Annotated in this window: 17 protein-coding genes; 4 read left to right on the top strand and 13 right to left on the bottom strand. The window is 68.9% G+C overall.

Annotated elements, in window-relative coordinates; genetic code table 11:
* Window positions 1-9 precede the first annotated feature (9 nt).
* The 7 genes from J7E45_RS17230 to J7E45_RS17200 all read right to left on the bottom strand — a co-directional run bounded on the left by J7E45_RS17230 (window position 10) and on the right by J7E45_RS17200 (window position 9566).
* Complete coding sequence (locus tag J7E45_RS17230) at window positions 10-1053, bottom strand: ABC transporter ATP-binding protein (RefSeq protein ID WP_215070958.1); 1044 nt, start codon at window positions 1051-1053, stop codon at window positions 10-12.
* Complete coding sequence (locus tag J7E45_RS17225) at window positions 1050-2981, bottom strand: dipeptide/oligopeptide/nickel ABC transporter permease/ATP-binding protein (protein WP_215070956.1); 1932 nt, start codon at window positions 2979-2981, stop codon at window positions 1050-1052. Before J7E45_RS17225 ends, J7E45_RS17230 begins: the two co-directional genes overlap by 4 nt.
* Entirely contained in the window at window positions 2978-3976 is a 999-nt protein-coding gene (locus J7E45_RS17220) for an ABC transporter permease (protein WP_215070954.1), read from the bottom strand. The genes J7E45_RS17225 and J7E45_RS17220 overlap by 4 nt, the downstream gene beginning before the upstream one ends.
* A 22-nt stretch (window positions 3977-3998) precedes the next feature.
* Window positions 3999-5594: an ABC transporter substrate-binding protein gene (locus J7E45_RS17215; RefSeq protein ID WP_215070952.1), complete on the bottom strand. Its 1596-nt coding sequence runs from the start codon at window positions 5592-5594 to the stop codon at window positions 3999-4001.
* An 80-nt stretch (window positions 5595-5674) separates the two neighbouring features.
* Entirely contained in the window at window positions 5675-6553 is an 879-nt protein-coding gene (locus J7E45_RS17210; RefSeq protein WP_215070950.1) for a serine hydrolase, read from the bottom strand.
* Window positions 6550-7938 carry a serine hydrolase gene (locus J7E45_RS17205; RefSeq protein ID WP_215070948.1) on the bottom strand — a complete coding sequence of 463 codons (1389 nt, stop codon included), beginning with the start codon at window positions 7936-7938 and terminating at the stop codon, window positions 6550-6552. Before J7E45_RS17205 ends, J7E45_RS17210 begins: the two co-directional genes overlap by 4 nt.
* Window positions 7939-8081: 143 nt before the next feature.
* Window positions 8082-9566, bottom strand: a complete 1485-nt coding sequence (locus J7E45_RS17200; protein WP_215070946.1) for an amidohydrolase family protein — start codon at window positions 9564-9566, stop codon at window positions 8082-8084.
* A 180-nt stretch (window positions 9567-9746) separates the two neighbouring features.
* Here J7E45_RS17200 and J7E45_RS17195 point away from each other — a divergent pair, with 180 nt between their 5' ends.
* The 4 genes from J7E45_RS17195 to J7E45_RS17180 all read left to right on the top strand — a co-directional run bounded on the left by J7E45_RS17195 (window position 9747) and on the right by J7E45_RS17180 (window position 15055).
* Entirely contained in the window at window positions 9747-10760 is a 1014-nt protein-coding gene (locus tag J7E45_RS17195; RefSeq protein ID WP_215070944.1) for a LacI family DNA-binding transcriptional regulator, read from the top strand.
* 230 nt (window positions 10761-10990) lie between these two features.
* A complete protein-coding gene (mmsA, locus tag J7E45_RS17190; protein WP_251054600.1) occupies window positions 10991-12511 on the top strand; it encodes a multiple monosaccharide ABC transporter ATP-binding protein in 1521 nt (506 codons plus the stop codon).
* A complete protein-coding gene (gene mmsB / locus J7E45_RS17185) occupies window positions 12508-13875 on the top strand; it encodes a multiple monosaccharide ABC transporter permease (RefSeq protein ID WP_091031004.1) in 1368 nt (455 codons plus the stop codon). Before mmsA ends, mmsB begins: the two co-directional genes overlap by 4 nt.
* 61 nt (window positions 13876-13936) lie before the next feature.
* Complete coding sequence (locus J7E45_RS17180) at window positions 13937-15055, top strand: sugar-binding protein (protein ID WP_091031000.1); 1119 nt, start codon at window positions 13937-13939, stop codon at window positions 15053-15055.
* Between the two features lie 99 nt (window positions 15056-15154).
* Here the strand turns inward: J7E45_RS17180 and J7E45_RS17175 are convergent, their stop codons facing one another.
* From J7E45_RS17175 to J7E45_RS17150, 6 genes are all read right to left on the bottom strand, one after another.
* Entirely contained in the window at window positions 15155-16456 is a 1302-nt protein-coding gene (locus J7E45_RS17175; RefSeq protein WP_308162180.1) for a DUF222 domain-containing protein, read from the bottom strand.
* A gap of 96 nt (window positions 16457-16552) precedes the next feature.
* Window positions 16553-17878: a glycoside hydrolase family 125 protein gene (locus J7E45_RS17170; RefSeq protein WP_215070942.1), complete on the bottom strand. Its 1326-nt coding sequence runs from the start codon at window positions 17876-17878 to the stop codon at window positions 16553-16555.
* Window positions 17866-20139: a glycoside hydrolase family 3 protein gene (locus J7E45_RS17165; RefSeq protein WP_215070940.1), complete on the bottom strand. Its 2274-nt coding sequence runs from the start codon at window positions 20137-20139 to the stop codon at window positions 17866-17868. The genes J7E45_RS17170 and J7E45_RS17165 overlap by 13 nt, the downstream gene beginning before the upstream one ends.
* Window positions 20136-20987, bottom strand: a complete 852-nt coding sequence (locus J7E45_RS17160) for a carbohydrate ABC transporter permease (RefSeq protein ID WP_091030986.1) — start codon at window positions 20985-20987, stop codon at window positions 20136-20138. The genes J7E45_RS17165 and J7E45_RS17160 overlap by 4 nt, the downstream gene beginning before the upstream one ends.
* Before the next feature lie 20 nt (window positions 20988-21007).
* A complete protein-coding gene (locus J7E45_RS17155; protein WP_091030982.1) occupies window positions 21008-21940 on the bottom strand; it encodes a carbohydrate ABC transporter permease in 933 nt (310 codons plus the stop codon).
* A 17-nt stretch (window positions 21941-21957) separates the two neighbouring features.
* Entirely contained in the window at window positions 21958-23241 is a 1284-nt protein-coding gene (locus J7E45_RS17150; protein WP_215070938.1) for an ABC transporter substrate-binding protein, read from the bottom strand.
* Window positions 23242-23368 lie beyond the last annotated feature (127 nt).

Genomic DNA, 23368 nt, shown 5'->3' with positions numbered 1-23368 from the left:
ATCGGATGGTCAGTTCACTGTGTCCGCTGAGAGCGGGGTCGGTGTTGTGGTCGCGGCCGAAACCAGGGGGATGCTTTGGGAGATGGGCACAGTCCCGATCGGTGCATCCGCGGGCAGCCCCGCGAAATGACAGGCCGCGCCCGCCGTGCCCGTGGGCAGCGGAGGCTCCGCGATCACGCAGAGCTGCCGGTCGGGGCGAGCGGCAGGACCGATCGGGCACCGCGGGTGGAAGCGGCATCCGCTCGGCGGCGCATGCGGATCGGCGGGCTCCACGTCGACAGGGGCGAGCGGGTCGACCGCCAGCAGGTTCCCGTGCCGGGTCGGCGCCGCCTGGAGCAGGTCCCGCGTGTACGGGTGCTGCGGGTCGGCGAGCACCTGCTCGGTCGGCCCGAACTCGACGATGCGGCCGAGGTACATCACCGCGATGTGGTCACTCAGGTAGCGCACCACGGAGAGGTTGTGCGAGATGAAGAGCATCGTCAGGTCGAGCTCCGCCCGCAGGTCGCGCACGAGGTTGAGCACCGAGCCCTGCACCGAGACGTCGAGCGCGGAGGTGATCTCGTCGGCGATCACGAGCTCGGGGCGGGCGGCGAGAGCCCGCGCCAGGGCGATGCGCTGACGCTGTCCGCCCGAGAGCGCCGACGGGAGCGACTGTGCGCGGTCGGCGTCGAGGCTCACCAGGTCGAGCAGGCGGACGACCTCGGCGCGGCGGGCCCTGGTTCCGCGGATGTCGCGGGGGAGGGCCTCGGCGATCGATTCGCCGATCGTCATGCGCGGGTCGAGCGAGGAGAACGGGTCCTGGAACACCATCTGGATGGGGCGGCGGCGGCGGAAGCTGCGCACGTCCACGCCGTCGAGGGTGATCGAGCCCTCGCTGATGGGCGCGAGGCCGATCGCGGCGCGGGCGAGAGTGGACTTACCCGAACCCGACTCGCCCACGAGTCCCACGACGGATCCCGACGGGACCGTGAGGGTCACGTCGTCGACAGCCGTGAGACCTGCGCGGTGCGTGCCGTAGCGCACGCTGACCCGGTCGAAGCGCAGTTCGCTCATCGCAGCACCGTCTCTTCCTCTTCGGCGGCCGTGGCGATGGTCACCGGAACCGCCGTCTCGCCGCTGACCGGATGCCAGCACGCGACCCGATGGCCTTCGGCATCCGCCACGAGCTCGGGATCGGTCTCCCGGCAGAGCTCGGTGGCGAGCGGGCAACGGGCGGCGAACGCGCAGCCGGTGGGGAACGCGCCCGGTGCCGGGGGACGCCCCGGGATCATCTTCAGCGGCTCGCTGCGATCGGCGTCGATCTCGGGCACGACCTCGAGCAGGGCGCGGGTGTACGGGTGCCGGGCGTCGGTGTGGAGGGTCGCCGCGGGCAGGTCCTCCACGATCCGTCCCGCGTACATCACCAGCACGCGGTCGCAGGTCTGTGCGACGACCGCGATGTCGTGGCTGATGAGCAGGATCGCGGCGTCGGTGTCGCGGCGGACACCGGCGAGGAGCTGCAGCACCTGTCGCTGCACCGTGACGTCGAGAGCCGTGGTCGGCTCGTCCGCGATGATGAGGCGCGGGTGGTTCATGAGCCCCATGGCGATCATCGCCCGCTGCCGCATGCCGCCGGAGAACTCGTGCGGGTACTGGTGGGCGCGTCGTGCCGCGGCGGGCACCCGCACCGACTGCAGGCGCTCGATCGCCCGATCCATCGCCTGCTTTCGGGTGATGTCCTGGTGCTCCGACGCGGCCTCGGCGAGCTGCGATCCGATCCGCCTGGTCGGGTTGAACGAGGTCATCGGATCCTGGAAGACCATGGCGAGCGAGGTGCCGAGCAGGCTCCGCACCGCGCGGTCCGATGTCGTCAGCAGCGGGGTGCCGCAGAAGTCCAGTCGTGCGGCGGTGACATCTCCCGGGCGCTCGATGAGCCGGGCGGCGGCCAACGCGGTGAGGCTCTTGCCGGAGCCCGATTCGCCGACCACGCCGATCGCTTCGCCGCGCGAGACCGTGAACGAGACGCCGCGCACGGGGGTGACCCATCCGCTCGGCGTCGGGAAGGAGACGCGCAGATCGTCGACGAGGAGCACCACTTCTTCGTCGTCGACCTGCGCGGGCTGAGCGGCTCGGGGTCGCACGATGGCGGGGAGGCGGTGGCGTCGGCGATCGGAGCGACCGCCCAGGGCCGCCGCTGCGGTCTCGCCGAGGAGGTTGAACGCGAGTCCGGCGATCACCACGGCCACGGCCGGGCCGAGCGCGGCCGCCGGGTTGAGGTAGATCCGGTTCAGGCCCTCGCCCAGCAGCCGGCCCCAGTCGTACTCGGGCACCTGCACGCCCAGGCCGAGGAAGGAGAGCCCGGCGAAGGCGAGCAGCGCAGATCCCGCGGAGACGGTGGCGTTCACGATGAGCGGTTCGCCGATGTTCGGCAGGATGTGCCGGATGAGGATGCGGAACCGCGAGACCCCGGCGACCCGCGCGGCGTCGATGAAGTCGCGTCCGGCGATCGCCGCGGACAGGGTCTGGGTGAGCCGCGCGAACTGCGGCGCCATCGCGAACCCGATCGCGAGGACGGCGCCCGTGGATCCGACCCCGAAGATGACCGCGAAGAACAGCGCGAGCAGGAGTCCGGGGAAGGCGACCGCGATGTTCACGAAGCCGACGATCGGGCGCCCGATCCAGCGGGGGAGCACGGATGGGGCGGTACCGAGCAGCGTGCCGGCGACGACGCCGATGATCACGGCGATCACCGCGAGCACCACCGAGAGCCGGGTCGCGACCAGCACGCGGGCGAGCACGTCGCGACCGAGGGTGTCGGTGCCCAGCAGGTGCGCGGCGCTCGGTCCCTGGGTGATCTCGGTCGGATTCACCTGCTCGGCCTGCGCGCCCCAGATGATCGGCGCGAAGATCGCGGTGAGCGTGACGAGGAGGACCAGGCTGAGCGCGGTGACCCCCAGCGGTGAGCGGACGATGCCCGACCATGCCGTACGTGCCGACATCATGCCTCCCGGATGGTGGATCGAGGGTCGAGGAGGGCGAGGATCACGTCGACCACCAGGTTCACGATGAGCACTCCGATCCCGTAGACGAGCACGATGCCCTGCACGACCGAGTAGTCCTTGGTGAGGATCGATTGCACGATCATGGTGCCCAGGCCCGGCCAGGCGAACACGTTCTCGACCAGCACGGTGCCGGCGACCATGCCCGTCAGGAGCAGACCGGTGAGGGTGAGGGTCGCGGTCATGGCGTTCGGCAGTGCGTGGCGCGAGTAGATCCGGCGCGGCGCGAGCCGCTTGGCCCGGGCGGTGCGGATGAAGTCCTGGCTGAGGACGGACAGCACCTCGACCCGGATGATGCGCGAGAACACCGCCGTGGGGGCGACGGCGAGGGCGATCACGGGGAGTACGAGGGCGAACGGGGCAGTGTTTCCGGCGACGGGGAACCAGTTGAGAGAGACCGCGAAGAAGTAGACGAGTCCGACGGCGAGGAGGAACTCGGGGATCGCCGCGAGGACGACGGATCCGGTCGCGAAGGCCAGCTCGAGGCCGCGACGCCGTCCGCCGCGGGTCGCGACGGCCATCGTCACCCCGAGCGGGACAGAGACCAGCAGCACCAGCACGACGGCGAGCAGGGCGAGCTGCAGGGTCGCGGGCAGCCGGGTGGAGATGATCTCGGAGACCGGCTGCCCGGTGATCATGGACGTGCCCATGTCGCCGGTGAAGAGGCCGCCGATGTAGTGGAAGTACTGCACGAAGAGCGGCTGGTCGAGCCCGAGCGCCGTGCGACGGGCCTCGACGAGCTCGGCCGGAGCGTTCATCCCGAGCGCGGCACGGACCGGGTCGCCCGGCACCAGGTGGATCATGAGGAAGGCAGCCGTGACCAGCACCCACACCGACAGGACGAACTGCCCTCCGCGCCGGACCAGGAAGGACACCCAGGGGTTGTCCGACCGTGCGGATCTGATCAGTATCGCCTGTGTGGCGGTGGTGCTGGCCATCGGCTGCCTCCGGCTCTCGGGTCTACTCGTACATGCGGATCGAGGCGGGGTCGATGCCGTCGCCCTCGGTGAAGGTCACCTTGTTGCCGAACGTCGTCAGCACATTGTTGGCGTACGGGACGACCGACACCGACGTGTACAGGGCCTTCTCGGCGTCGCCCCAGTCGGCGCATCCTTCGGTGCCCGGCTTCGACGAGGCGGCGGTGACGGCGGCGGTGTAGGCGTCGTCCGCCACCGACGCGAAGTTCGTGCCGTTGGGCGGGGTCGGTCCGGAGTAGAACGGCACCAGCATGCTCGGCAGCGAGACCCCCAGCGGAGCAGCGGAGACGTCCCAGTCGCCCGAGGCGAAGAGGGTCTCGCTCAAGGAGGGCGCATCGACGGTCTTGATCGTCACGTCGACACCGAGCTTCTTCCACGATGCCTGCATGAGCTCCGCCGCGGCGCTGCCGCCGTCGCCGAGCGTCGTGGGAGTGAGGAGAGTGATCGTCATCGTCGTCCCGTCCTTCTCACGGATGCCGTCGGAGCCGGCCTTCCATCCGGCGGCATCGAGGCCCGCGGCGGCCTTCTTCTCGTCGAAGGCGGGGAGCAGATCGCCGACGACATCGGCCTGGCAGGGGTTCGGAGCGATCGTGATGAGGCTCTTCGCCGCCGTGCCCTCTCCGCTCGTGAGAACCTGGCGGAGCTGGGCGAGGTCGAGTGCTTCCGCGAGGGCTTCACGCACTGCCTGATCAGAGCCGGGGTGGCCGTCCGCCTGGTTGAAGAACAGCTGTCCGGCCGCCAGCGGCAGCTCGGAGACGAACAGCCCGGCGTCCTGCAGGCGCTGGCGATCCGGGCCGATCACGAGGGCCGTGTTGACCTCGCCGGAGAGCACGAGGTTCGCCGCGGTCGTCTCGTTCGGGATGACTCGGTAGACGACCTTGTCGGGAATGCCCGGCTGCTTCGGATCCCAGTCGCCGGGCCCCCAGGTGAAGTCGTCGCGACGGGTCAGGGTGTACTGGCTGTTCGGCACGACCTCGGTGAGTGTGAACATCCCGGTCGCGCCTTCGCCGGCGGCTCGGGCGTCGGCGTCGTCGACGACGTTGCCGCACACGATCGAGATGCTTCCGATGTTCTCCACGAGGAAGGCATCGGGCCGTCCGCTCGTGACGGTGACGATGCCGCTGGCGTCGTCGCCCGTCGCGGTGGTGCCCGGCTGCACCTGCACGCCGGCGAGGGGAGAGCCGTTCGCCGGATCGCCGATGAACGAGATGTTCGCGGCGACGTCGGAGGCCGTGAGCGGCGAGCCGTCCTGGCAGGTGATGTCGTCGCGCAGCGTGAAGGTCGCCTGCTCCGTCCCGGCTTCCCATTCGGAGGCGAGGCCGGACAGGATCGTCCCGTCGCTCTGCACCTCGACAAGGCGACCGTACAGGTAGCGATCGATCTGTCGAGCGGTGCCGATGACGGTCGTGAACGGGTCGAGCGTGCCCGGGTCCGTGGCGACGGCGGCGGTGAACGTCTTGCCGTCGGCGAGGACGCCTTCGGCGCTGTCACCGCCTCCGGGGGGAGCGCTCGCGGCACAGGACGTCAGGGCGAGCGCCGCAACGCCCAGCAGCGCGATCAGCGGGGTACGAGAACGCATCAGAAGCCTCCAGCAGTGTTCGGGATGGTGCAGGTGGATGGTGCAGGGGGTGGATGGTGCAGCGGGTGAGACGGTGCAGGTCAGAGGGCGCGCAGGTGCTCGACGGCCGCGAAGCCCGCGCGGCCGATCGAGGCGTCCACCAGAGGCTGTCGTTCGGCCAGCGACGCGGCGCGGGTGAACACGGCCACCGCGTACTGCCGGCCGTCGGGATAGGTCACCACGCCGGCCTCGTTGCGCCAGGTGGGCAGCGTGCCGGTCTTCGCCGCGACGCGCACACCAGAGGGGAAGCCGGAGCTCAGGCGGTGCGGCCAGATCTGCTGCGCCATGATGTCGCGTGCCTGACGGCAGGCCTCGGCCGGTGCCGCGGTGTCGGTCCACAGCGCGTCGAGCAGCGTCGTGACATCCCGCGGAGTGGAGTGCGAGGTCTTGATCGGATGCACCGCGTCGAGTGCGAGGATCTGCTCGGCGCTCGCCCCCTCGAACAGCTCGTCGAGGTCGCTGTCGGGTGTGCCGCCGAGATCGGAGACGACCGAGGCGAACAGGTCTTCGCAGCACCCCACGAGCCGCGTCTGCCGCAGCCCCAGGTCGCTGATGACCCGGTTCACGGCATCGCTCCCGAGCCGGTGGTACACGACGTCGGTCGCGGCGTTGTCGCTCATGGTCATCATGTTCTGCGCGAGGTCGCGCCAACTGGCCTCGACGTCGTCCGAGAACCCCGCGGTGCCCACGCCGCCGATGCGGTAGCGCGCCGTCACGGTGGTCCGCTCGGTCGGGTCGAGTTCACCGGCGGCGACCGCACTGACGTACGCCGTGAGCACGAGGATCTTGAACACCGAGGCGAGCACCACGGGCTCGTCGGCATCGACGCTCACCTCCGGGCCGCCCTCTTCGCCGATCTCCCGCGCGTGCAGGAACCCGGTGGCGCCGGCATCCGCGAAGATCGCCGCCGTCGTGCTCATGCGTCGACCCGGCGGTCGGCTCGTCCGGTGTGCAGGTACAGGGCGCGCCCGGTGCCGTCGTCGCCGACGAAGGCGTGCGGCATGCGCATCCCGTGCTCCTGCTTGCGGGGGAGCAGCGTGTCCGTCGTCCAGCCGACGAGTTCGACCGGCTCCGGTACCGGGCCCAGCTCGGCGAAGATCCCCTTCATCGTGCGCTCGAGCCAGATGCGGCCGTCGTCGTCGAGTCGCACGGTCGAGTCCGAGACCGATGACGAATACGTGCCGAGGATGCGGTCCACGTCGACCTCGACCGGCGTCTCCGGGATCGTGGGCAGCGCGGGCATCGTGACCCCGGCCAGCTCCGCGAGCACCCGGGAGGTGATGGCGTGGTAGGCGTCGACCGTCTGCCCGCCGTTCGTGAGGACCGCCACGGCGACCCCCGCGGAGGGCACCATCCGCAGGAACGCGTTCTGCCCGATCGTGCCGCCGTCGTGGCCGATCACGGGGCCACCGTCCCAGTCGAAGATCTCCCAGCCCAGGCCCCAGGCATCGCCCATGAGGCCGAGCTCGGGGAGCTCGACCTGACGCTCCTGCATCGCGCGGACGCTCTCCTCGGACAGCACACGAGTCCCGTCGGGGGCGACGCCGCCGTCCAGGTGCATGCGGGCGTAGCTCACCAGATCATGCGCGGTCATCGCGAGCATCGACCCGGCGGGTGCGTTGGAGCGCACGAGGTTCCAGACCGGTGCGGGAACCGGCTCGTCGCTGCCCTCTGCCGGGATGTGCCCGAGCGCTGCGCGGAACATGATCGCCTCGGAGGCCGTGGTGGCCACATGCGTCAGGCCCAGCGGACCGGCGAGGTGGGTGCGCAGTGCCTGGTCGTACGACGTGCCGCGCAGGACCTCGACGATGCGGCCGAGCACCACGAAGGCGGCGTTGTTGTACGAGAAGCGCTCGCCGGGGGTGAAGAGCTGCGGAGCGTCGGCGATCGTCGCGAGGTACTTCTCCACGGCGTCGTCGCCGACCCCGGTGTCGTTGAAGAGATCGCCCTCGAAGCCGCTCACATGGCTCAGCAGCTGCCGGGCCGTGATCGTGCTCGCTGCCGCATCGTCGCCGATCGCGAAGGCGGGCACGGTGTCGCGCACCGGGGCGTCGATGTCGAGCAGCCCCTCGTCGACGAGCTGCATGATGAGCGTCGCCGTCCAGGTCTTGGTGATCGAGCCGATCTGGAAGACCGAGTCCACGTCGGCTTCGACACCGGTGTTGCGGTTCAGGATTCCTGCGGCGGTGGTGAAGATCTCACCGTCGGCCAGGATCGCGACGGAGGCCGCGGGGATGTGCGCGTCGGCCAGCATCGCGGGAAGGTTCTCCCGCACCCAGCTGCCGATTTCGTTCAGGTCGGACACGTGCGCTCCTCTGCATCGAGTGGGTCGTCGCATTCGGGGCGACGGCGATGGGGCCGAGACTATTCGCGTGCTCCGCCGGCCCGTTGGTGCCGGGCGACGAGACTTGCGCAGACGTTGGTTCGCCCGGACGAAGGATCGATGCCTCAGGCATTCCCTCTTACGGGGCGCCCCGGAAGGGCCTCGGTCACGATCGCGCCGGCGCGCACGACGGGGGTGCCGTGCACATACAGGTGGCGGATGCCCCGCGAGGGCCGGGTCGGGTCGGAGTACGTCGCCCGGTCGGTCAGGGTCGTCGGATCGAGCACCACGATGTCGGCATCGGCTCCGATGGCCAGATGCCCTTTGCCGCGCATGCCGGAGGAGACCTCATCGAGCACCCGCGCGGGCAGGAAGGCGCAGCGACGGAAGGCTTCGAGCCAGCTCCACGTTCCGCTCTCGACGACCATGAGACGAAGAGACTTCGTGAACGTCCCCGCCGTGCGCGGGTGCGTATGTCCGCCGGAGGGGAGAGGCCAGTCGCGCTGCTCGTACACGGCCCGGCCGTCGGTCTCTGCCCACGAGATCGGCATCGCATCGCTCGCGACGATCGAATCGGGGTAGGCGAGGGCGCGGTGCAGGTGCGCGCGATCGAGGGGGTCCGCTTCGTCGAGGAACGTCACGATGCACGCGGCGCCGGGGTCGGCGGCGCGGACTTCGCGCAGCCGGGCCTCGTCGGCGATGCGCTCGCCGGTATCCACGAGCACGAGCGAGCTCGGGGTGATGCCGAGTCCCTTGAGCTTCTCCGGCGCGAGGAAGAACGCGCCGATCGCCGTGCTGCCCGCGCCGTAGGGATAGGCCTCGACCGTCACGCGGGAGCCCGCCGCGCGGCTGCGGTCCAGCAGCGCCAGCACGCGGTCGATGTGGCGCAGCGACGTGCTGTTCACATGGCAGTGGTGCATGGCGGCGCCGGTCTCGGCGGCCGCGCGGACGAGCTCTTCCGACCCGTCGATCGGCGTGCGGGGGTCGGCTTCGATCAGCTCGCGCACGTGCGTGAACGTCGGGGCATGCGCGGCCGCGGCCAGCCGGGCGAGCTCCAGGTACTCGTCCGGATCGGAGCGGGGCGCGTAGCCCATGAGCACACCGATCCCGAGGGCGCCGGCACCCAGCTCGCCCTCGAGCAGGCTCAACCAGCGGCGGCGTTCGGCGGGGGAGGAGGCGCGCTGCCACTCGGGCTTGCCGAGCAGGTCCATCGACGCGGCGAAGTCGGCGACGGGCACCCGGTCGAGGTGCGCGTACGCCCGTGCCTGCGACCAGGAGGCCGAGAATCCGTAGTTCAGGGGGCGTCCGTCTGCTGCGGCGCGTGCGAGAGCCTCGGCGATCGGCATGAGGCCCGCTTCGAGGTCGAGTGCGGTGGTGACGCCGTCCATCGCCTGCAGACGCTGTCCGGCGATCGAGTGCACGTGGCTGTGCAGGTCGACGAAGCCCGGCCCGACGATGAGACCCGTGGCGTCGACGATGTCCGCATCCACCGGCGCCGTGAGCGCGTCGCCGACGGCGGCCACCCGTCCCTCCGCGATCAGGAGGTCGGCGATCCGGTCGGATCCGGTCTTCGGGTCGATGACGCGCCCGCCGCGCAGCAGAGTGTCCACGTGGTCACGATGCCATGCTGAGGGAGGCCGTTCCGGTGCAGTTCGACGAAACCGGGTGCACGTTCCCGTGCCCCCGCACAACCGGCGACGCGTGGCGACGGTCGGCGAGAGGTGCGTGCGCGCGTCCCAGCAGACATAATGAAGTGACGATGTGACCGTGCACACGCGAGGAGGCTAGTGATGTCCACCGCCTCCGAGCGTGCGCGGCTGCCCAGCATCCGCGACGTCGCGCGGCTCGCCGGGGTCTCGCATCAGACCGTGTCCCGGGTGCTGAACGATCATCCGAGCATCCGTCCCGAGACGAAGGCCAAGGTCCTCGACGCGATCGCCGTGCTCGACTACCGGCCGAATCTCGCGGCCAGGGCGCTGGTCACCAGCAAGTCGAACATGCTGGGGATCCTCTCGGCGACGATCGGGGAGTTCGGTCCGACGTCGTCCATCGCGGGGATCGAGGACGCGGCGCGCGAGGAGGGGTACTCGGTCTCGACCCTGAACCTCCCGGCGACGAGTCCCGAGGCGATCGGCAACGCGGTGCGGCAGCTCTCGCGCGAGCAGGTGGACGGGATCGTGGTGCTCGCACCGCAGGTCCGGGTCTTCCATGTCCTTCGCGGCATGTCCGTCGACATGCCGTTCGTCACGCTGCAGACGGCATCCGGCTCGGACGGGGTGAGCCTGTCCGCCGACCAGGTCGCCGGTGCCAGAGCGGCCACGGAGCACCTGACCTCGCTCGGTCACAGTGACATCCTGCACCTGGCGGGGCCGCAGGACTGGATCGAGGCCGAGTCACGCATGCGCGGCTATCTCGACGGGCTGCGCGAAGCCGATCTGCCGACGTTCCCGCCGATCCGTGGCGACTGGACCGCGGACTTCGGGTACTTCGCGGGCAAGGAGCTCTCGCTCCGGCGCGACTTCACCGCCGTGTTCGCCGCCAACGACCTCATGGCGATCGGGCTGATGCACGGGTTCCGCGACTCGGGGATACGCGTCCCGCACGACGTGAGTGTGATCGGTTTCGATGACATCCCCGTCGCGGCGCATGTGGCTCCGTCGCTCAGTACCGTGCACCAGGACTTCCCCGAGCTCGGGCGCCGCGCCGTGCGCATCCTGCTCGCGCAGATCCGTGGTGAGCAGGTGCCGGAGTTCGGCCCGCTGCAGACGATCCTGCGTGCGCGCGAATCCGCCGCATCACGCTGACCGTCGAGAAACCGCGGTGCATCGCTGCGGCGATGGTGCTGCGCCATGCCTGCGTAATGCCTGCGCATCACGGTAGCGACACGAAATCCCGGCGTGGACTTGACAGCGGTCCGCCAGAAGACGACGATATATCGATGTGAACGGTCACATTGAAGGTGACCGCACGTCGCGAGGAATGATCCGTGAGCACCACTGCAACGTTGCCGACTGTGTCAGGCCCGATCCTGGAGATGCGCAGCATCACCAAGGAGTTCCCGGGGGTCAAGGCGCTGGCCGATGTCTCCATCACCGTCCGCGCCGGCGAGATTCACGCGATCTGCGGTGAGAACGGCGCCGGGAAGTCGACCCTGATGAAGGTCCTCTCCGGGGTGTACCCCTACGGGACCTACGAGGGCGAGATCCTGCTGTACGGCGAGGAGCAGCGCTTCAAGGACATCGTCGCCAGCGAGCAGGCCGGCATCGCGATCATCCACCAGGAGCTCGCGCTGATCCCCGAGCTCTCGGTCACCGAGAACATCTTCCTCGGCAACGAGATCTCCCGCGGCGGCCGCATCGACTGGCAGGCGCAGAAGGAGCGCACGATCGAGCTCCTCGCCCGCGTCGGTCTGAGCGAGGACCCGGACGCGCAGATCAAGACCCTGGGCGTCGGCAAGCAGCAGCTGATCGAGATCGCCAAGGCGCTCAACAAGGAGGTCAAGCTCCTGATCCTCGATGAGCCGACCGCCGCGCTCAACGAGAACGACTCCCAGCACCTGCTCGACCTGATCCTCGGCCTCAAGGCCAAGGGCATCGCGTCGATCATGATCAGCCACAAGCTCAACGAGATCGAGCAGATCGCCGATGAGATCACGATCATCCGCGACGGCCGCACGGTCGAGACGCTCGACATCTCCCGCGGCGAGATCAACGAGGACCGCATCATCCGCGGCATGGTCGGCCGCTCGCTCGAGAGCCGCTACCCCGACCGCACGCCCGAGATCGGCGAGGTGTTCTTCGAGGTCAAGGACTGGTGGGTGCAGCATCCGACCGTCCCGGAACGCATGGTCGTCAAGGGCTCGAACATCAACGTCCGCCGCGGCGAGGTCGTCGGCATCGCCGGGCTCATGGGCGCCGGGCGCACCGAGTTCGCCATGAGCATATTCGGTCGCTCCTACGGCAACTTCCTCTCCGGCACCCTGATCAAGGACGGCCAGGAGGTCGCGCTCCACGACGTGTCATCCGCGATCAAGCACGGCCTGGCGTATGTCAGCGAGGACCGCAAGGTGCTCGGGCTCAACCTGCTCGACACCATCAAGCGCTCGGTCGTCGCCGCCAAGCTCTCCAAGATCGCCAAGCGCGGCGTGGTCGATGCGCGTGCCGAATTCGCCGTGGCGGAGGACTACCGCAAGGCCCTGCGCATCAAGACGCCCTCGGTCGAGGAGGGGGTCGGCAAGCTGTCCGGCGGAAACCAGCAGAAGGTCGTGCTGGCGAAGTGGATGTTCACCGACCCCGACCTGCTGATCCTCGACGAGCCGACCCGCGGCATCGACGTGGGCGCGAAGTACGAGATCTACGCGATCATCAACCAGCTCGCGTCACAGGGCAAGGGCGTCATCGTCATCTCCAGCGAGCTGCCCGAGCTGCTCGGCATCTCCGACCGCATCTACACCGTCTTCGAAGGTCGGGTCACCGACTGCATCCCGGCCGACCAGGCGACACCCGAGGACCTCATGCGCAGCATGACCTCGACGAACCAGAAAGCATCCGCATGACCACCGACACCACCGCAACGAAGCGCGGCTTCCACTTCAAGGACATCACGAAGATGTTCGGGGGCGGCCAGTCGACCCTCCGCCAGTTCGGCATCCTCGGCAGCCTCGTCGTGATCCTGGTCGTCTTCCAGGTGCTGACCTGGATCTTCAAGGGCACCGGCCTCACGCTCTCGTCCGGCAACCTGATCAACGTCGTCAACCAGTACTCGTACATCCTGATCCTCGCGATCGGCATGGTGATGGTCATCATCATGGGTCACATCGACCTGTCGGTCGGCTCGGTCGCCGCGTTCACCGGCATCGTGGTCGCGAAGGCCATGGCCGACTGGAACCTCCCCTGGCCGCTCGGTGTGCTCCTCGGCCTCGGCGTCGGCGTGCTCGTGGGTGCCTGGCAAGGGTTCTGGGTGGCGTATGTCGGTGTACCGGCGTTCATCGTGACGCTGGCGGGCATGCTGTTCTTCCGCGGAGCGAACCAGTGGGTCGGCGACTCGCAGTCGATCCCGGTGCCGCAGGGCTTCAAGGTCATCGGCGCCGGCTACCTGCCCGAGCTGTCGTTCATCCCCGTGCCGTTCAACGTCTTCACCATGCTGCTCGCCCTGCTCGGCGTCGCGTGGATCGTCTTCTGGGAGATCCGCACCCGTCGCATCCAGCACAAGATGGGTGCCGAGATGGCGCCGCTGTGGGTGAGCGTCACCAAGGTCGTGCTGATCTCGGTCGTGATCCTCATCGCGGGCTGGTTGTTCGCCACCGGCCGTGAGGGCACCAGCTTCCCGATCTCGGGCATCATCCTGCTCGCGCTCGTCATCCTCTACTCGTTCATCACGAACAACACCGTGTTCGGTCGCCACATCTACGCGGTCGGTGGCAACCGCCAGGCCGCGCGCCTGTCGGGTGTGAAGGACCGCTGGGTCGACTTCTTCGTGATGATGAACATGTCGGTGCTCGCCTCGCTGGCCGGCATGATCTATGTCGCCAGGGCCACGGCCTCGGGGCCGCAGGACGGCAACGGCTGGGAGCTGGATGCGATCGCCTCGGTCTTCATCGGTGGCGCGGCCGTCTCGGGCGGTATCGGAACCGTGATCGGCTCGATCATCGGTGGTCTCGTGATGGCGTTCCTGAACAACGGTCTCGCGCTGCTGGGCGCCGGTGCCGACGTCGTCTCGATGATCAAGGGCCTCGTGCTCCTGTTCGCCGTCGGTGTCGACGTCTGGAACAAGCAGCAGGGCCGCCCGTCGATCACCGGCTTCCTCACGCGTCGCTTCGGCCGCAAGGAGGACCCGATGACCGACACCTTCGACCCGAAGGCGAACTACCCCACCAGTCAGAAGTACGAAGCCCCCGCCGTCGACGAGACGCGCGGATAGTAGGGGTCTCACTGCGCACGCACACGCGTCGAGACCTACACACACCAGAGAAAGAGATCACATGAAGAAGATGCTTCTTACGGCGACAGCGATCGTCGCCGTGGGCGCTTTCGCCCTCACCGGCTGCTCCTCGGAGCGTGGCGGAGACACCGGCGCCGATGGTGGCGACGAGGCGGCAGCAGGCTTCGCCGCCGACGCCACGATCGGTGTCGCCCTCCCGGACAAGACCTCGGAGAACTGGGTCCTCGCCGGTCAGTTGTTCACCGACGGACTCGAGAAGGCCGGGTTCAAGGCCGACGTACAGTACGCGCCGGCCAGCAACACGGTCGCCGAGCAGCAGAACCAGATCCAGGCGATGGTCACCGGTGGCGCCAAGGTCATCATCATCGGCGCCAAGGACGGCAAGCAGCTCGCGACGCAGGTCGAGGCCGCCCGCGACGCCGGTGTCGCCGTCATCGCGTACGACCGTCTGATCGAGAACACGGAGGCCGTCGACTACTACGTCGCGTTCGACAACTTCGAGGTCGGCAAGCTCCAGGGTCAGGCTCTGCTCGACGGTCTCGCCGAGCGTGCGGGCCACGAGGCTCCGTACAACATCGAGCTGTTCTCGGGCTCACCGGATGACGCGAACTCCGCGGTGTTCTTCAACGGCGCCATGGAGGTCCTCCAGCCGAAGATCGACGACGGCACGCTGAAGGTCGTCTCGGGTCAGACCGAGATCGCCCAGACGGCGACCGAGGGCTGGAAGGCCGAGAACGCGCAGCGCCGTATGGACTCGATCCTCACGTCGACCTACAGCTCTGAGACGCTCGACGGCGTCCTGTCCCCGAACGACACGCTCGCTCGCGCCATCATCACCTCGGTGCAGGGTGCGGGCAAGGATGTCCCGGTCGTCACCGGCCAGGACTCCGAGGTCGAGTCGGTGAAGTCGATCATGGAGGGCATCCAGTACTCCACGATCAACAAGGACACCACGCTCCTCGTCGAGCAGTCGATCAAGATGGTCGGCCAGCTCCAGAAGGGCGAAGAGGTCGACGTGAACGACACCGAGCAGTACGACAACGGTGCGAAGGTCGTTCCCGCGTTCCTGCTGCCTCCGGTCATCGTCACGAAGGAGAACGCGGCCGAGGCGTACGCCAACGTCCCGAGCCTCCTCGAGATCGTGAAGTCGTACCAGTAATCCCGCAGCATCCACGGGCCGTCCGGACCTTCGGGTTCGGGCGGCCCGTTCGCTGTGTCCCGCTTCCGGTCGCCGTTTCCTGCTACCGGTCGCCACCGTTCAGAACGGAGCGGGCACTGTTGAATCGGTGAACGTCACCGTGTTCTGGGGCGGCGGCCGATCGATGTACGTGCGTCCGGTCGGGCTCGTCCACTCCAGCACGCCACCCGCACACTGTTCGACCTGCCAGGGGGAGTGGTGCTTGAGCATGTGATGTCGTCGGCAGAACGCGGCGAGATTCACATCCGTGGTCGCGCCCCCGGTCGAAGCCGCGTGATTGTGGTCGAGATCGCACTTCCGTGCCCCGATCCCGCACCCGGGGAACCGGCACCGCTGATCCCGCGCGCGCAGATGCCGTCGCAACTGCTCGCTCGGCCGGTAGCGGTCGACGGCGAGCAGCGCGCCGGAGATCGGATGCGTCAGCACACGATCCCAGCCCACGGCCGAGCCGGCCAGCCTGCGGGCGGTCGTGATGTCGATCGGCGTCGTGCCGTCGAGCAGGGCTGGCGGCGGTGTCTCGTGTCGAAGGGCGCCGTCGCCGCCGGTGAGAGATGACTCCGAGGAGCGAAGGTCATCGTCCATCAGAGACATCACCGGCACGGAGACCTCGACGCGGGCGCGGATCTCGCCGAGCAGCCCGTCGGTCGTGTCGTGTCCTGCGGGGGTTCCCGTGAGCAGGAGGTCGGCGAGCAGGTCGGCACGCAACTGGTCGATCGTGCGCTCGTCTGCCGGAGGGGCATCGGGGCCGGCATCTCTCGCCGCGTGGGCATTGTCTTTCTTCACCGCGTGCGCCATCTGCGAGAGCCGGTCGAACATGCCGTGGATGAGCGCGGCCGGGCCGCGGGTTGCGAGCTCGGCCATCCCGTCGTCGAGATCTCTCGCCCACACGCGGCGGCCCTTGCGGGCCTCGCGGTGCCGTTCGCTGACCGTGCGCTCCTGGAACCGTTCGGCCAGGCGCCGCGCGAGCCGCCGTAGCCGGTTCGGGGACTCGGTCTCGGCGATCGCCACCGCTTCGGCGGCGTAGGCCTGCCGGTCGGCCGCATCGTCGAGGTGGGCGCCCGCGTCGACGATCACCCGCGCATGCGCACCGCTGATGCGCCCCTCGCCCTGCGCCTCCCACACCGTCGGGAAGCGCTCGACGAGCCAGGAGGCCTCTGCCATCCGTCGCTCGATCGTGCGGTCGCTCAGGTGCTGCGCGGCGCCGATCTCGGCCGCCACCGTGCGGATCGCCATGTCGCCATGATCGGGATGCGCAGCCTCGCGGGCGATGTCGATCGCCAGACGCCCGGCCATCGCGAGCATGCCGTCTCTGGCCGCGTGCATGCTGCTCAGCGTCGCCTCTGCCGCCTCGAGCGACGCCACCAGAATCGGCGAGCATCGCCATCTGGGAGTCGGTCGCGTGGAGCAGTGCTGTCATGACTTCAGTCCATCACGAACCACCGACATTCGAAACTATGTTCACCGAGATTCCGGCATCCGATCGCGACCGTCTCGGGCATCGTCGACGACGGCGAGAGCGAGCTCGCAGAACATCGATTCCGCCCACGAGAACCAGGCGCGGGAGAAGACAGCCGGGTCGTCGATGTCGATGCTCTCGTGGATGTGTCCCGTGCCGGCATCCGAGGCGGCGATCACCGCGAGAGCGCGCGCACGGTCTTCGGGGGAGCCGACGAGCCCTTCGACGGCGAGCGCGATCGGCCAGACCCGGCGATCCCGCGTATGCGGACTCCCGATACCGGTCAGCGCGGTTCCGGAGAACCAGTACGGGTTCGCGGGGCTGAGGATCACCTCGCGTGTGGCCGCCCAGATGTCGCGATCGAGCACATCCGGCGCGATGAGGGGCAGGGACAACAGCGAAGGAGTGTTGGCGTCGTCCATGATGAGCGCACCGCCGAATCCATCGACCTCGTAGGCGTAGATCGCGCGCCCGTCGGCGGACGCGACCACCCCGTGCGCGTGCACGCCGGCCCGCAGCTCGCCGGAGAGTCGTCGGGCATCGGCGGCCAGCGCGGCGTCGGCGAGGACCTCGTCGGCGATTTCCGCGATGTTGCGAAGCGCCTGGGAGGCGAAGAGGTTCGCGGGGATGTTGTAGCCGTAGGTACAGGCATCGTCCGAGGGGCGGAAAGCGCTCCAGGTCATGCCCGTGTCGGCGACAGCCGACCCGCGTCCCCCTCGGGCCAGCGTCTCGGTGGGGATCGCGCCCGGCCGTTCGAACCGGTAGGCAGAGCGGTCGTGGTGCTGTTCTTCGCGCAGTTGCGTCACGATCGAACGCAGCACGGCGGGGGTTCCGTCCTCGACGAGGAACGCGCTGCGCCCGGTGTGGCGCCAGAGCGCGTGCGCCAGCGTGACCGGATAGCAGAGGCTGTCGACCTCGTACTTCTGCTCCCAGACGGCGGGATCGTCGCAGACGTCGTCCGGGTCGTAGTGTGCGCCGGTCGGTCCGTCGTTGAAGGCGTTCGCGTAGGAGTCGTGCGCGATGAACGCCATCTGCCGACGGACCACACGCTCCACCAGGTCGGCCAGCTGCGGGGCGCGGTCGACGAATCGCAGGTACGGCGTGAGCTGGGTCGTCGAATCACGCAGCCACATCGCCGGGATGTCACCGGTGATCACGAACACCCTCCCAGTCGGGTCGATGCCCACGGTGTCGGTGAGGGTGCGCAGCAGCGCGGCTTCGACCAGGTCGCCGATGCGCGTCCCGCACAGCTCCCGGACTTCGTCGGCCGCGTGGCGGAGCAGCCCGCGCGTGTGAGCATCCGGCGTGAACGCGGTCAGCTCTCCCATCCGGTGCGACCCTTCCCATCGGTGATCCGCACGGTGACCGCGTCGGCGGGGGGATCGTGAGTGGATGCCGTCCAGGCGAGCACCTCCGCGGGCGCTGCCTCTGGGCGGCCTGCCGCCCAGGACCCCAGTTCATCCGCGCCGAGGACGAAGGGCAGCACCGCGCCGGACCGCGCCTCGACGCGCACGCGGCGGACGCTGAGCAGCGTGCGTCGGCGCGGCCGCAGTCCGCGCTCGTGTCGTCTGCCGTACAGCGGCACGGCGAGCGAGACGGCCGAGTCGGAGGAGTTGACGATGTCGGCGTGGAGGGTGACCGTGTCGCCGTCGTTCAGCGCGTCGGTCGCGATCCCGGGGTCGGCGGGGCGCAGGGTCACCGTGATCCCGGCCGGCGCTCCGGCACCGAAGAGCTGACCGACGGGGATGCGGGCGTCGACGTACCCGCGTGCCGTCTCCATCCGCTCGTCGTGGGCGACGGGGAGGACACCGTCCACGCGCGGGTGCGTGGCCGGCAGGAGTCCGCCACCGCGGCCGCCGGCGATCACGTCGACGATGGCCGCCCCGCCGGCGGGCCCGGGGAACGGAGACACGATCAGGGCGTCGCAGAGCGGGATCAGCTCGTCGAGCGGTCGAGGGCGACCGTCGATCAGCACCGCGATCACCAGCGGAACGGCGGCGCGGGCGGCGCGGAGCAGGGCGAGCTGCTCGGCGGGCAGGGCCAGGCGGGAGAGATCGACGCCCTCGCCGTTCGTGGTGTCCGGCGCCGGTCCGTCGACAGCGCCGTTGTCCGCGAACTCGTCCTCGTAGCTGCGCCTGCTCGTTCCTCCCAGCACGACGACAGCGGCCGTCGCGCCGGCGAGAGCGTCGTCGACGGCGGCGGTCGCCTCGTCGGAGAGCGCTGTGCGATGGCCCGACCCCTGCGCGTACCTCACGTTGCCGACACCGTGACGCGCCTCGAGAGCGGAGCGGACCGTGGAGACACCCGGATCGTCCTGCGGGCGCGGAGGGGTGTAGTCGCCCAACTGTGCTTCGAGGTCATCGGCGTTGGGGCCGATCACCGCGACGACGGCCGAGGCCGGGAGGGGGAGTGCGTCGTCGTCGTGCACCAGCACGCAGGCCTGGGCCGCCGCGCGAGAGACGAGCGCGATGAACTCACGGGTGGTCGCGGCGTCCGGCTCCGCTGCGTGGTCCCTCGATATCGACCCGTCGAGCAGTCCCACGCGCTCCTTGAGGGCGAGCACCCGATCGGCGGCACGCGTCACGTCGGCCTCATCGAGGATCCCGCGCTGGACCGCCTCCTCCACGTGGGTGAAGGCCTCGTCCCACAGGCTCAGGTCGACACCCGCATGGATGGCGAGCGCGGCGGCGGTGGCCGGATCCGGTGTGCTGTCGCGCAGCCGATCGACAGCGGTGCCGTCGGCCATGACGATGCCCGTCCAGTTCCAGTCGTCGCGCAGCGTGCCGGTGAGCAGGTCTCTGTTCGCGGTGCAGGCGACGCCGTCGATGTCGTTGTATGCCGCCATGAATCCGGCGACACCTGCTCGAGCGGCGGCGTAGGCGGGGCGCAGGTGGATCTCGCCCAGTTCCCGCCGACCGATCGGCGCCCCCGATCCGTTCCTGCCGCCGATCCCCGCGCCCTGAGCGGCGAGGTGCTTGGCCACGACGGCGATGTGGTCGCCGTCGATCCGGCCGTCCGATCGGGAGCCCTGCATACCTCGCACCGTTGCCTCCATGAGTGCGGCTGCCAGGGCGGGGTCCTCGCTGAAGCACTCCTCCGCCCGCCCCCATCGAGGGTCCCGCAGGATGTCGAGTCCCGATACCAGAGCCACGTGAGCGCCGCGGGCCCGGGTCTCGGCGGCGATGTGCGCTGCGAGCTGCGCGGTGAGCTCGGGGTCCATGCCTGCGCCCAGCGCCAGGTTCACCGGCACGGTGGTGCCGCCGAGCGCCATGAGTCCGTGCGGCACCTCCTCCACGAAGAGCGTCGGCAGCCCGGCGCCCCGAGTGCGCACGAAATCCTGCACGAGCTCATAGGTCTCCGCGCTGCGCGCGGGTGGGATCCCGTTGCTCCAGCGCACCTGCGACCAGGGGTCGGCGCGGAGCACGCCGTAGAGGGCTCCGATGCCGCCCCAGCGGTCGACCTCGCGCCGCAGGACGTCGGTGATCCGGGGAGCGCCGTCGACCCAGCGGACGGCCTCCCACCCCTTCAGGCGCTGGTTGATCTGGCCGACCCGTTCGCGGAGCGGCAGGCTCGCCGACGACGGGGTCATCCCTTGATCGCCCCCGAGACGAGTGCCCGCTGCATCTGCCGCTGCAGCACCGTGTACACGAGGTACACCGGCAGCAGTGTCAGGAGCGTGCCGGCCATGAGCACGCCGTAGTCGGTGCCGGCGTCGACCTTGAGCGTGGGAAGAGCGACCTGGATGGTGCGCTGAGCGGTGTCCGGACCGATGAGGATGAGCGGATAGAGGTAGGCGTTCCAGAAGGACAGGAAGTTCAGCAGCAGCACGGTCGCGATGCCGGGGATGCAGATCGGCAGGTACACCTGCCGCAGCACCTGTAGCGTCGTCGCCCCGTCCATCGACGCCGCCTCTTCCAGCTCGCGCGGAATCGTGCGCATGAACGCCGTGAGGATCACGATCGAGAGGGGGAGGGCGGTGGCGGGAAGGAGCAGCACGACGAAAGTGCGCGTGTGGAACAGGCCGACCGACGCCGCCAGGAGGAAGGTCGGGAAGAGGGCGGCGAAGGAGGGGATCAGGAAGCCGAGGCTGAAGGTCGTCTCGATGATCCGGCCCAGACGACCCTTCGCACGGGCGAGCGCGAACGACGCAGGCAGCGCCAGCACCAGGGTGAGCGCCAATGCGCCGACCGTCGTGAGGGCGGAGTTCGCGATCGCCAGACCCAGATCCGCCTGACGGAACGCGGTGGTGAAGTTCGAGAAGTCCCAGGTCGTGGGAAGCGCGAGGGGGGACTCGAAGATCTCCTCGTTCGACTTGAACGACGACGAGATGAAGTAGTAGAAGGGGATGAGCAGGGCAGCTGCGTACAGCCACGCGAGAGCGCCGCTGGTGAGGGAGCCCACTCGGTCGCGGAGGGGGAGGACGGTGCGTGATGCCATGGGAGAGATCCTTCGTCCGATCAGTGGGTGGCGCGCAGCGTGCGACGGATCAGCCACATGCCCAGCAGCCCGAGGATGAAGAGGATCACCCCGACCGCCTGGCTGTAGCCGAGATCGGTCTCGACGAACGCCTTGCTGTAGATGAGGTACGACAGTGTCGTCGTCGACGTGCCGGGGCCACCCTGCGTGAGCAGCAGCACGGTCTGCGCCGAGTTGAACAGCAGCGACAGGAACTGCAGCATCGTGACCACGCCGATGAAGTCCTGGGCGATGGGCCAGTACATCCGCCACGCCACTCGCCAGTCGCTCGCACCGTCGACGCGCGCCGCCTGCACGATCTCGGTGTCGACGCCGTCGAGCCGGGCGGCGATGAGCACGGCGGAGTATCCGATCCCGCTCCACAGCTCGACCGCGATGATCGCGCCGAGTGCCGTGTTCGGGTCGGCCAGCCAGGCGTTGCCCTGCAATCCGAGCGGGGTGAGGATGCCGTTCACGAGGCCATCCGGGTTCAGCATCGCGTAGAAGACCATCGCCGTGGCCGGTGCCGACATGAGCGCCGGGATGAACAGCAGATAGCGCAGGACCTTGTGTCCGCGCGGCTTCTGGACCACGTAGAAGGCGAGGAGGAACGCCAGCACGATCATGATCGGGAGCCCGATGACGATCTGCAGGGCGGAGTTGCCGAGCGCGGCCCAGAAGGTGGTGTCGGTGAACACTGCGCGGAAGTTGTCCCACCCGGCGAACGTGGGCGTCTCGAGCATCCCCGGCCAGTCGAGGAACGCGATCACGAAGATCGCGATGACCGGCCCGATCATGAACACCGCGTACCAGATGAGGGCGGGCAGGGCGAGGCCGGGGAACCTCTCGCGCAGGGGCGATCGTCGGGAGGGGATCTGAGCGGGGGGAATCGGGGGCAGCTGTGCCGTGGTGTCCGGCGTCGCGATCGCAGTCATGGTGTCCTTCCGGGCCGTCAGGCCGCGCGGTATGCCTTCTCGAACGTGTCGATGATCTGATCCGCGGACGCGCGGCCGTAGGCCATCGCCGTGGCCCGGATCATGGGTTCGAACACGGAGTCCGGAATGAGCAGGTCGGGCAGCATGACCGGCGTCACCTGGTCGGTGGTGAGCTGGGAAGCCTGGGCGACCAGGGGGAAGTCCTTGCTGACCACGTCGGTGATGCGGTTCATGTCACGCCCCGATCCGAGGATGAAGTCGCTCGTGACCTCGGGCGAGTAGAGGTTCTGGATGAAGGGCTTCAGCAGATCGAGCTTCTCCGCACCGTTCGCGCTGATCCAGATGCCGTGCCCGTTGTAGCTCTGGATGACCGTGGGGTGATCGACGACGCCGCCTCGCGAGGGCTTCGGCCATCCGCCCACGGCGACTTCGGTCGCGCGCTCCGCGGGGACGAGAGCGAGAGCCGACGACATCGCCGGCACGATCGCCGCCTTGCGGGTGTTGAACTGCGTGAGTTCGGAGTCGGATGTGTAGCCCTGCACATTGTCGACGAAGACCCCGGCGTCGCGCAGTTCGACGAAATGCTCGACTCCGGCGACGGCTCCGGGGAATTCGGAGAGCTTCCCGGTCGAGAACGCCTGCTTCACCTCGTCCCTGGTGAGGAAGCCCTGGAGGATCTGGAGGAACATCTTCTGGCCGCTCCAGTCCGACCCGCCGACGGTCACCGGGCCGATCCCCTTCGAGCGCAGCGCGTCGGCGACGGCGATCAGTTCATCCGACGTGGTCGGCAGCTGCACCCCTGCTTCTTCGAGCAGGCCGGTGTTGAACGACACGGGCCAGTTCGTCCGGGTGAAGGGGAACGCGCGCAGGCGGCCTTCATCGTCCGTCCACTCCTCGAGTGCCTCGGGGATGATCTTGCCGCGAAGGTCCCATTCGTCCAGCAGGTCCTGCACGGGCGCGGTGGCGCCGAGTCGAGTCCACGAGAGCGTGCGGCCCTGAAGGTTCACCATCGCGACGTCGGCTTCTTTGCCCGCGAGTGAACTCGTCTCGAAGACGATCGGCAGGTCGGAGCCGTTCTTCAGCAGGGCGACGGGTGTGTCGGTTGCCCGCGTGTAGGCGGCGACCACGTCCGAGAACACCTGGGCTCCCGACACCGCACCGCTCAGCTGCGTGTGCACGGAGATCGATCCGGCGACGCCGGAGGTCGGCATGAGGGGCCCGCATCCGGTGAGCAGCGGGATCATCACTCCGCCGCCGATCACGGTGCCGAGAAAGGTGCGTCTGTCGATGCCTTCGGTCATGAGACCTCCTGAGAGCTGCGGTGCGTCTGTGGGGGACGATGTGCGCCAGACGTTCTTTGTATAGCGGTACACATCAACGTGCGATTAATGTATACCGCTTTACAAGATCGGGTCAACCCCCTAATCT

This window comes from Microbacterium sp. ISL-59 (assembly GCF_018613945.1).
Taxonomy (GTDB): domain Bacteria; phylum Actinomycetota; class Actinomycetes; order Actinomycetales; family Microbacteriaceae; genus Microbacterium; species Microbacterium oxydans_B.
The sequence above is the reverse complement of the archived record's forward strand: the minus strand, read 5'-3'. Positions and strand labels throughout refer to the sequence as shown.

Excerpts from the sequence above, each read along its gene's own strand:
- J7E45_RS17230 (WP_215070958.1), bottom strand. The coding sequence starts at position 1,053 with ATGAGCGAACTGCGCTTCGACCGGGTCAGCGTGCGCTACGGCACGCAC.
- J7E45_RS17225 (WP_215070956.1), bottom strand. The coding sequence starts at position 2,981 with ATGATGTCGGCACGTACGGCATGGTCGGGCATCGTCCGCTCACCGCTG.
- J7E45_RS17220 (WP_215070954.1), bottom strand. The coding sequence starts at position 3,976 with ATGGCCAGCACCACCGCCACACAGGCGATACTGATCAGATCCGCACGG.
- J7E45_RS17215 (WP_215070952.1), bottom strand. The coding sequence starts at position 5,594 with ATGCGTTCTCGTACCCCGCTGATCGCGCTGCTGGGCGTTGCGGCGCTC.
- J7E45_RS17210 (WP_215070950.1), bottom strand. The coding sequence starts at position 6,553 with ATGAGCACGACGGCGGCGATCTTCGCGGATGCCGGCGCCACCGGGTTC.
- J7E45_RS17195 (WP_215070944.1), top strand. The coding sequence starts at position 9,747 with ATGTCCACCGCCTCCGAGCGTGCGCGGCTGCCCAGCATCCGCGACGTC.
- mmsA (WP_251054600.1), top strand. The coding sequence starts at position 10,991 with ATGCGCAGCATCACCAAGGAGTTCCCGGGGGTCAAGGCGCTGGCCGAT.
- mmsB (WP_091031004.1), top strand. The coding sequence starts at position 12,508 with ATGACCACCGACACCACCGCAACGAAGCGCGGCTTCCACTTCAAGGAC.
- J7E45_RS17180 (WP_091031000.1), top strand. The coding sequence starts at position 13,937 with ATGAAGAAGATGCTTCTTACGGCGACAGCGATCGTCGCCGTGGGCGCT.
- J7E45_RS17170 (WP_215070942.1), bottom strand. The coding sequence starts at position 17,878 with ATGGGAGAGCTGACCGCGTTCACGCCGGATGCTCACACGCGCGGGCTG.
- J7E45_RS17165 (WP_215070940.1), bottom strand. The coding sequence starts at position 20,139 with ATGACCCCGTCGTCGGCGAGCCTGCCGCTCCGCGAACGGGTCGGCCAG.
- J7E45_RS17160 (WP_091030986.1), bottom strand. The coding sequence starts at position 20,987 with ATGGCATCACGCACCGTCCTCCCCCTCCGCGACCGAGTGGGCTCCCTC.
- J7E45_RS17155 (WP_091030982.1), bottom strand. The coding sequence starts at position 21,940 with ATGACTGCGATCGCGACGCCGGACACCACGGCACAGCTGCCCCCGATT.
- J7E45_RS17150 (WP_215070938.1), bottom strand. The coding sequence starts at position 23,241 with ATGACCGAAGGCATCGACAGACGCACCTTTCTCGGCACCGTGATCGGC.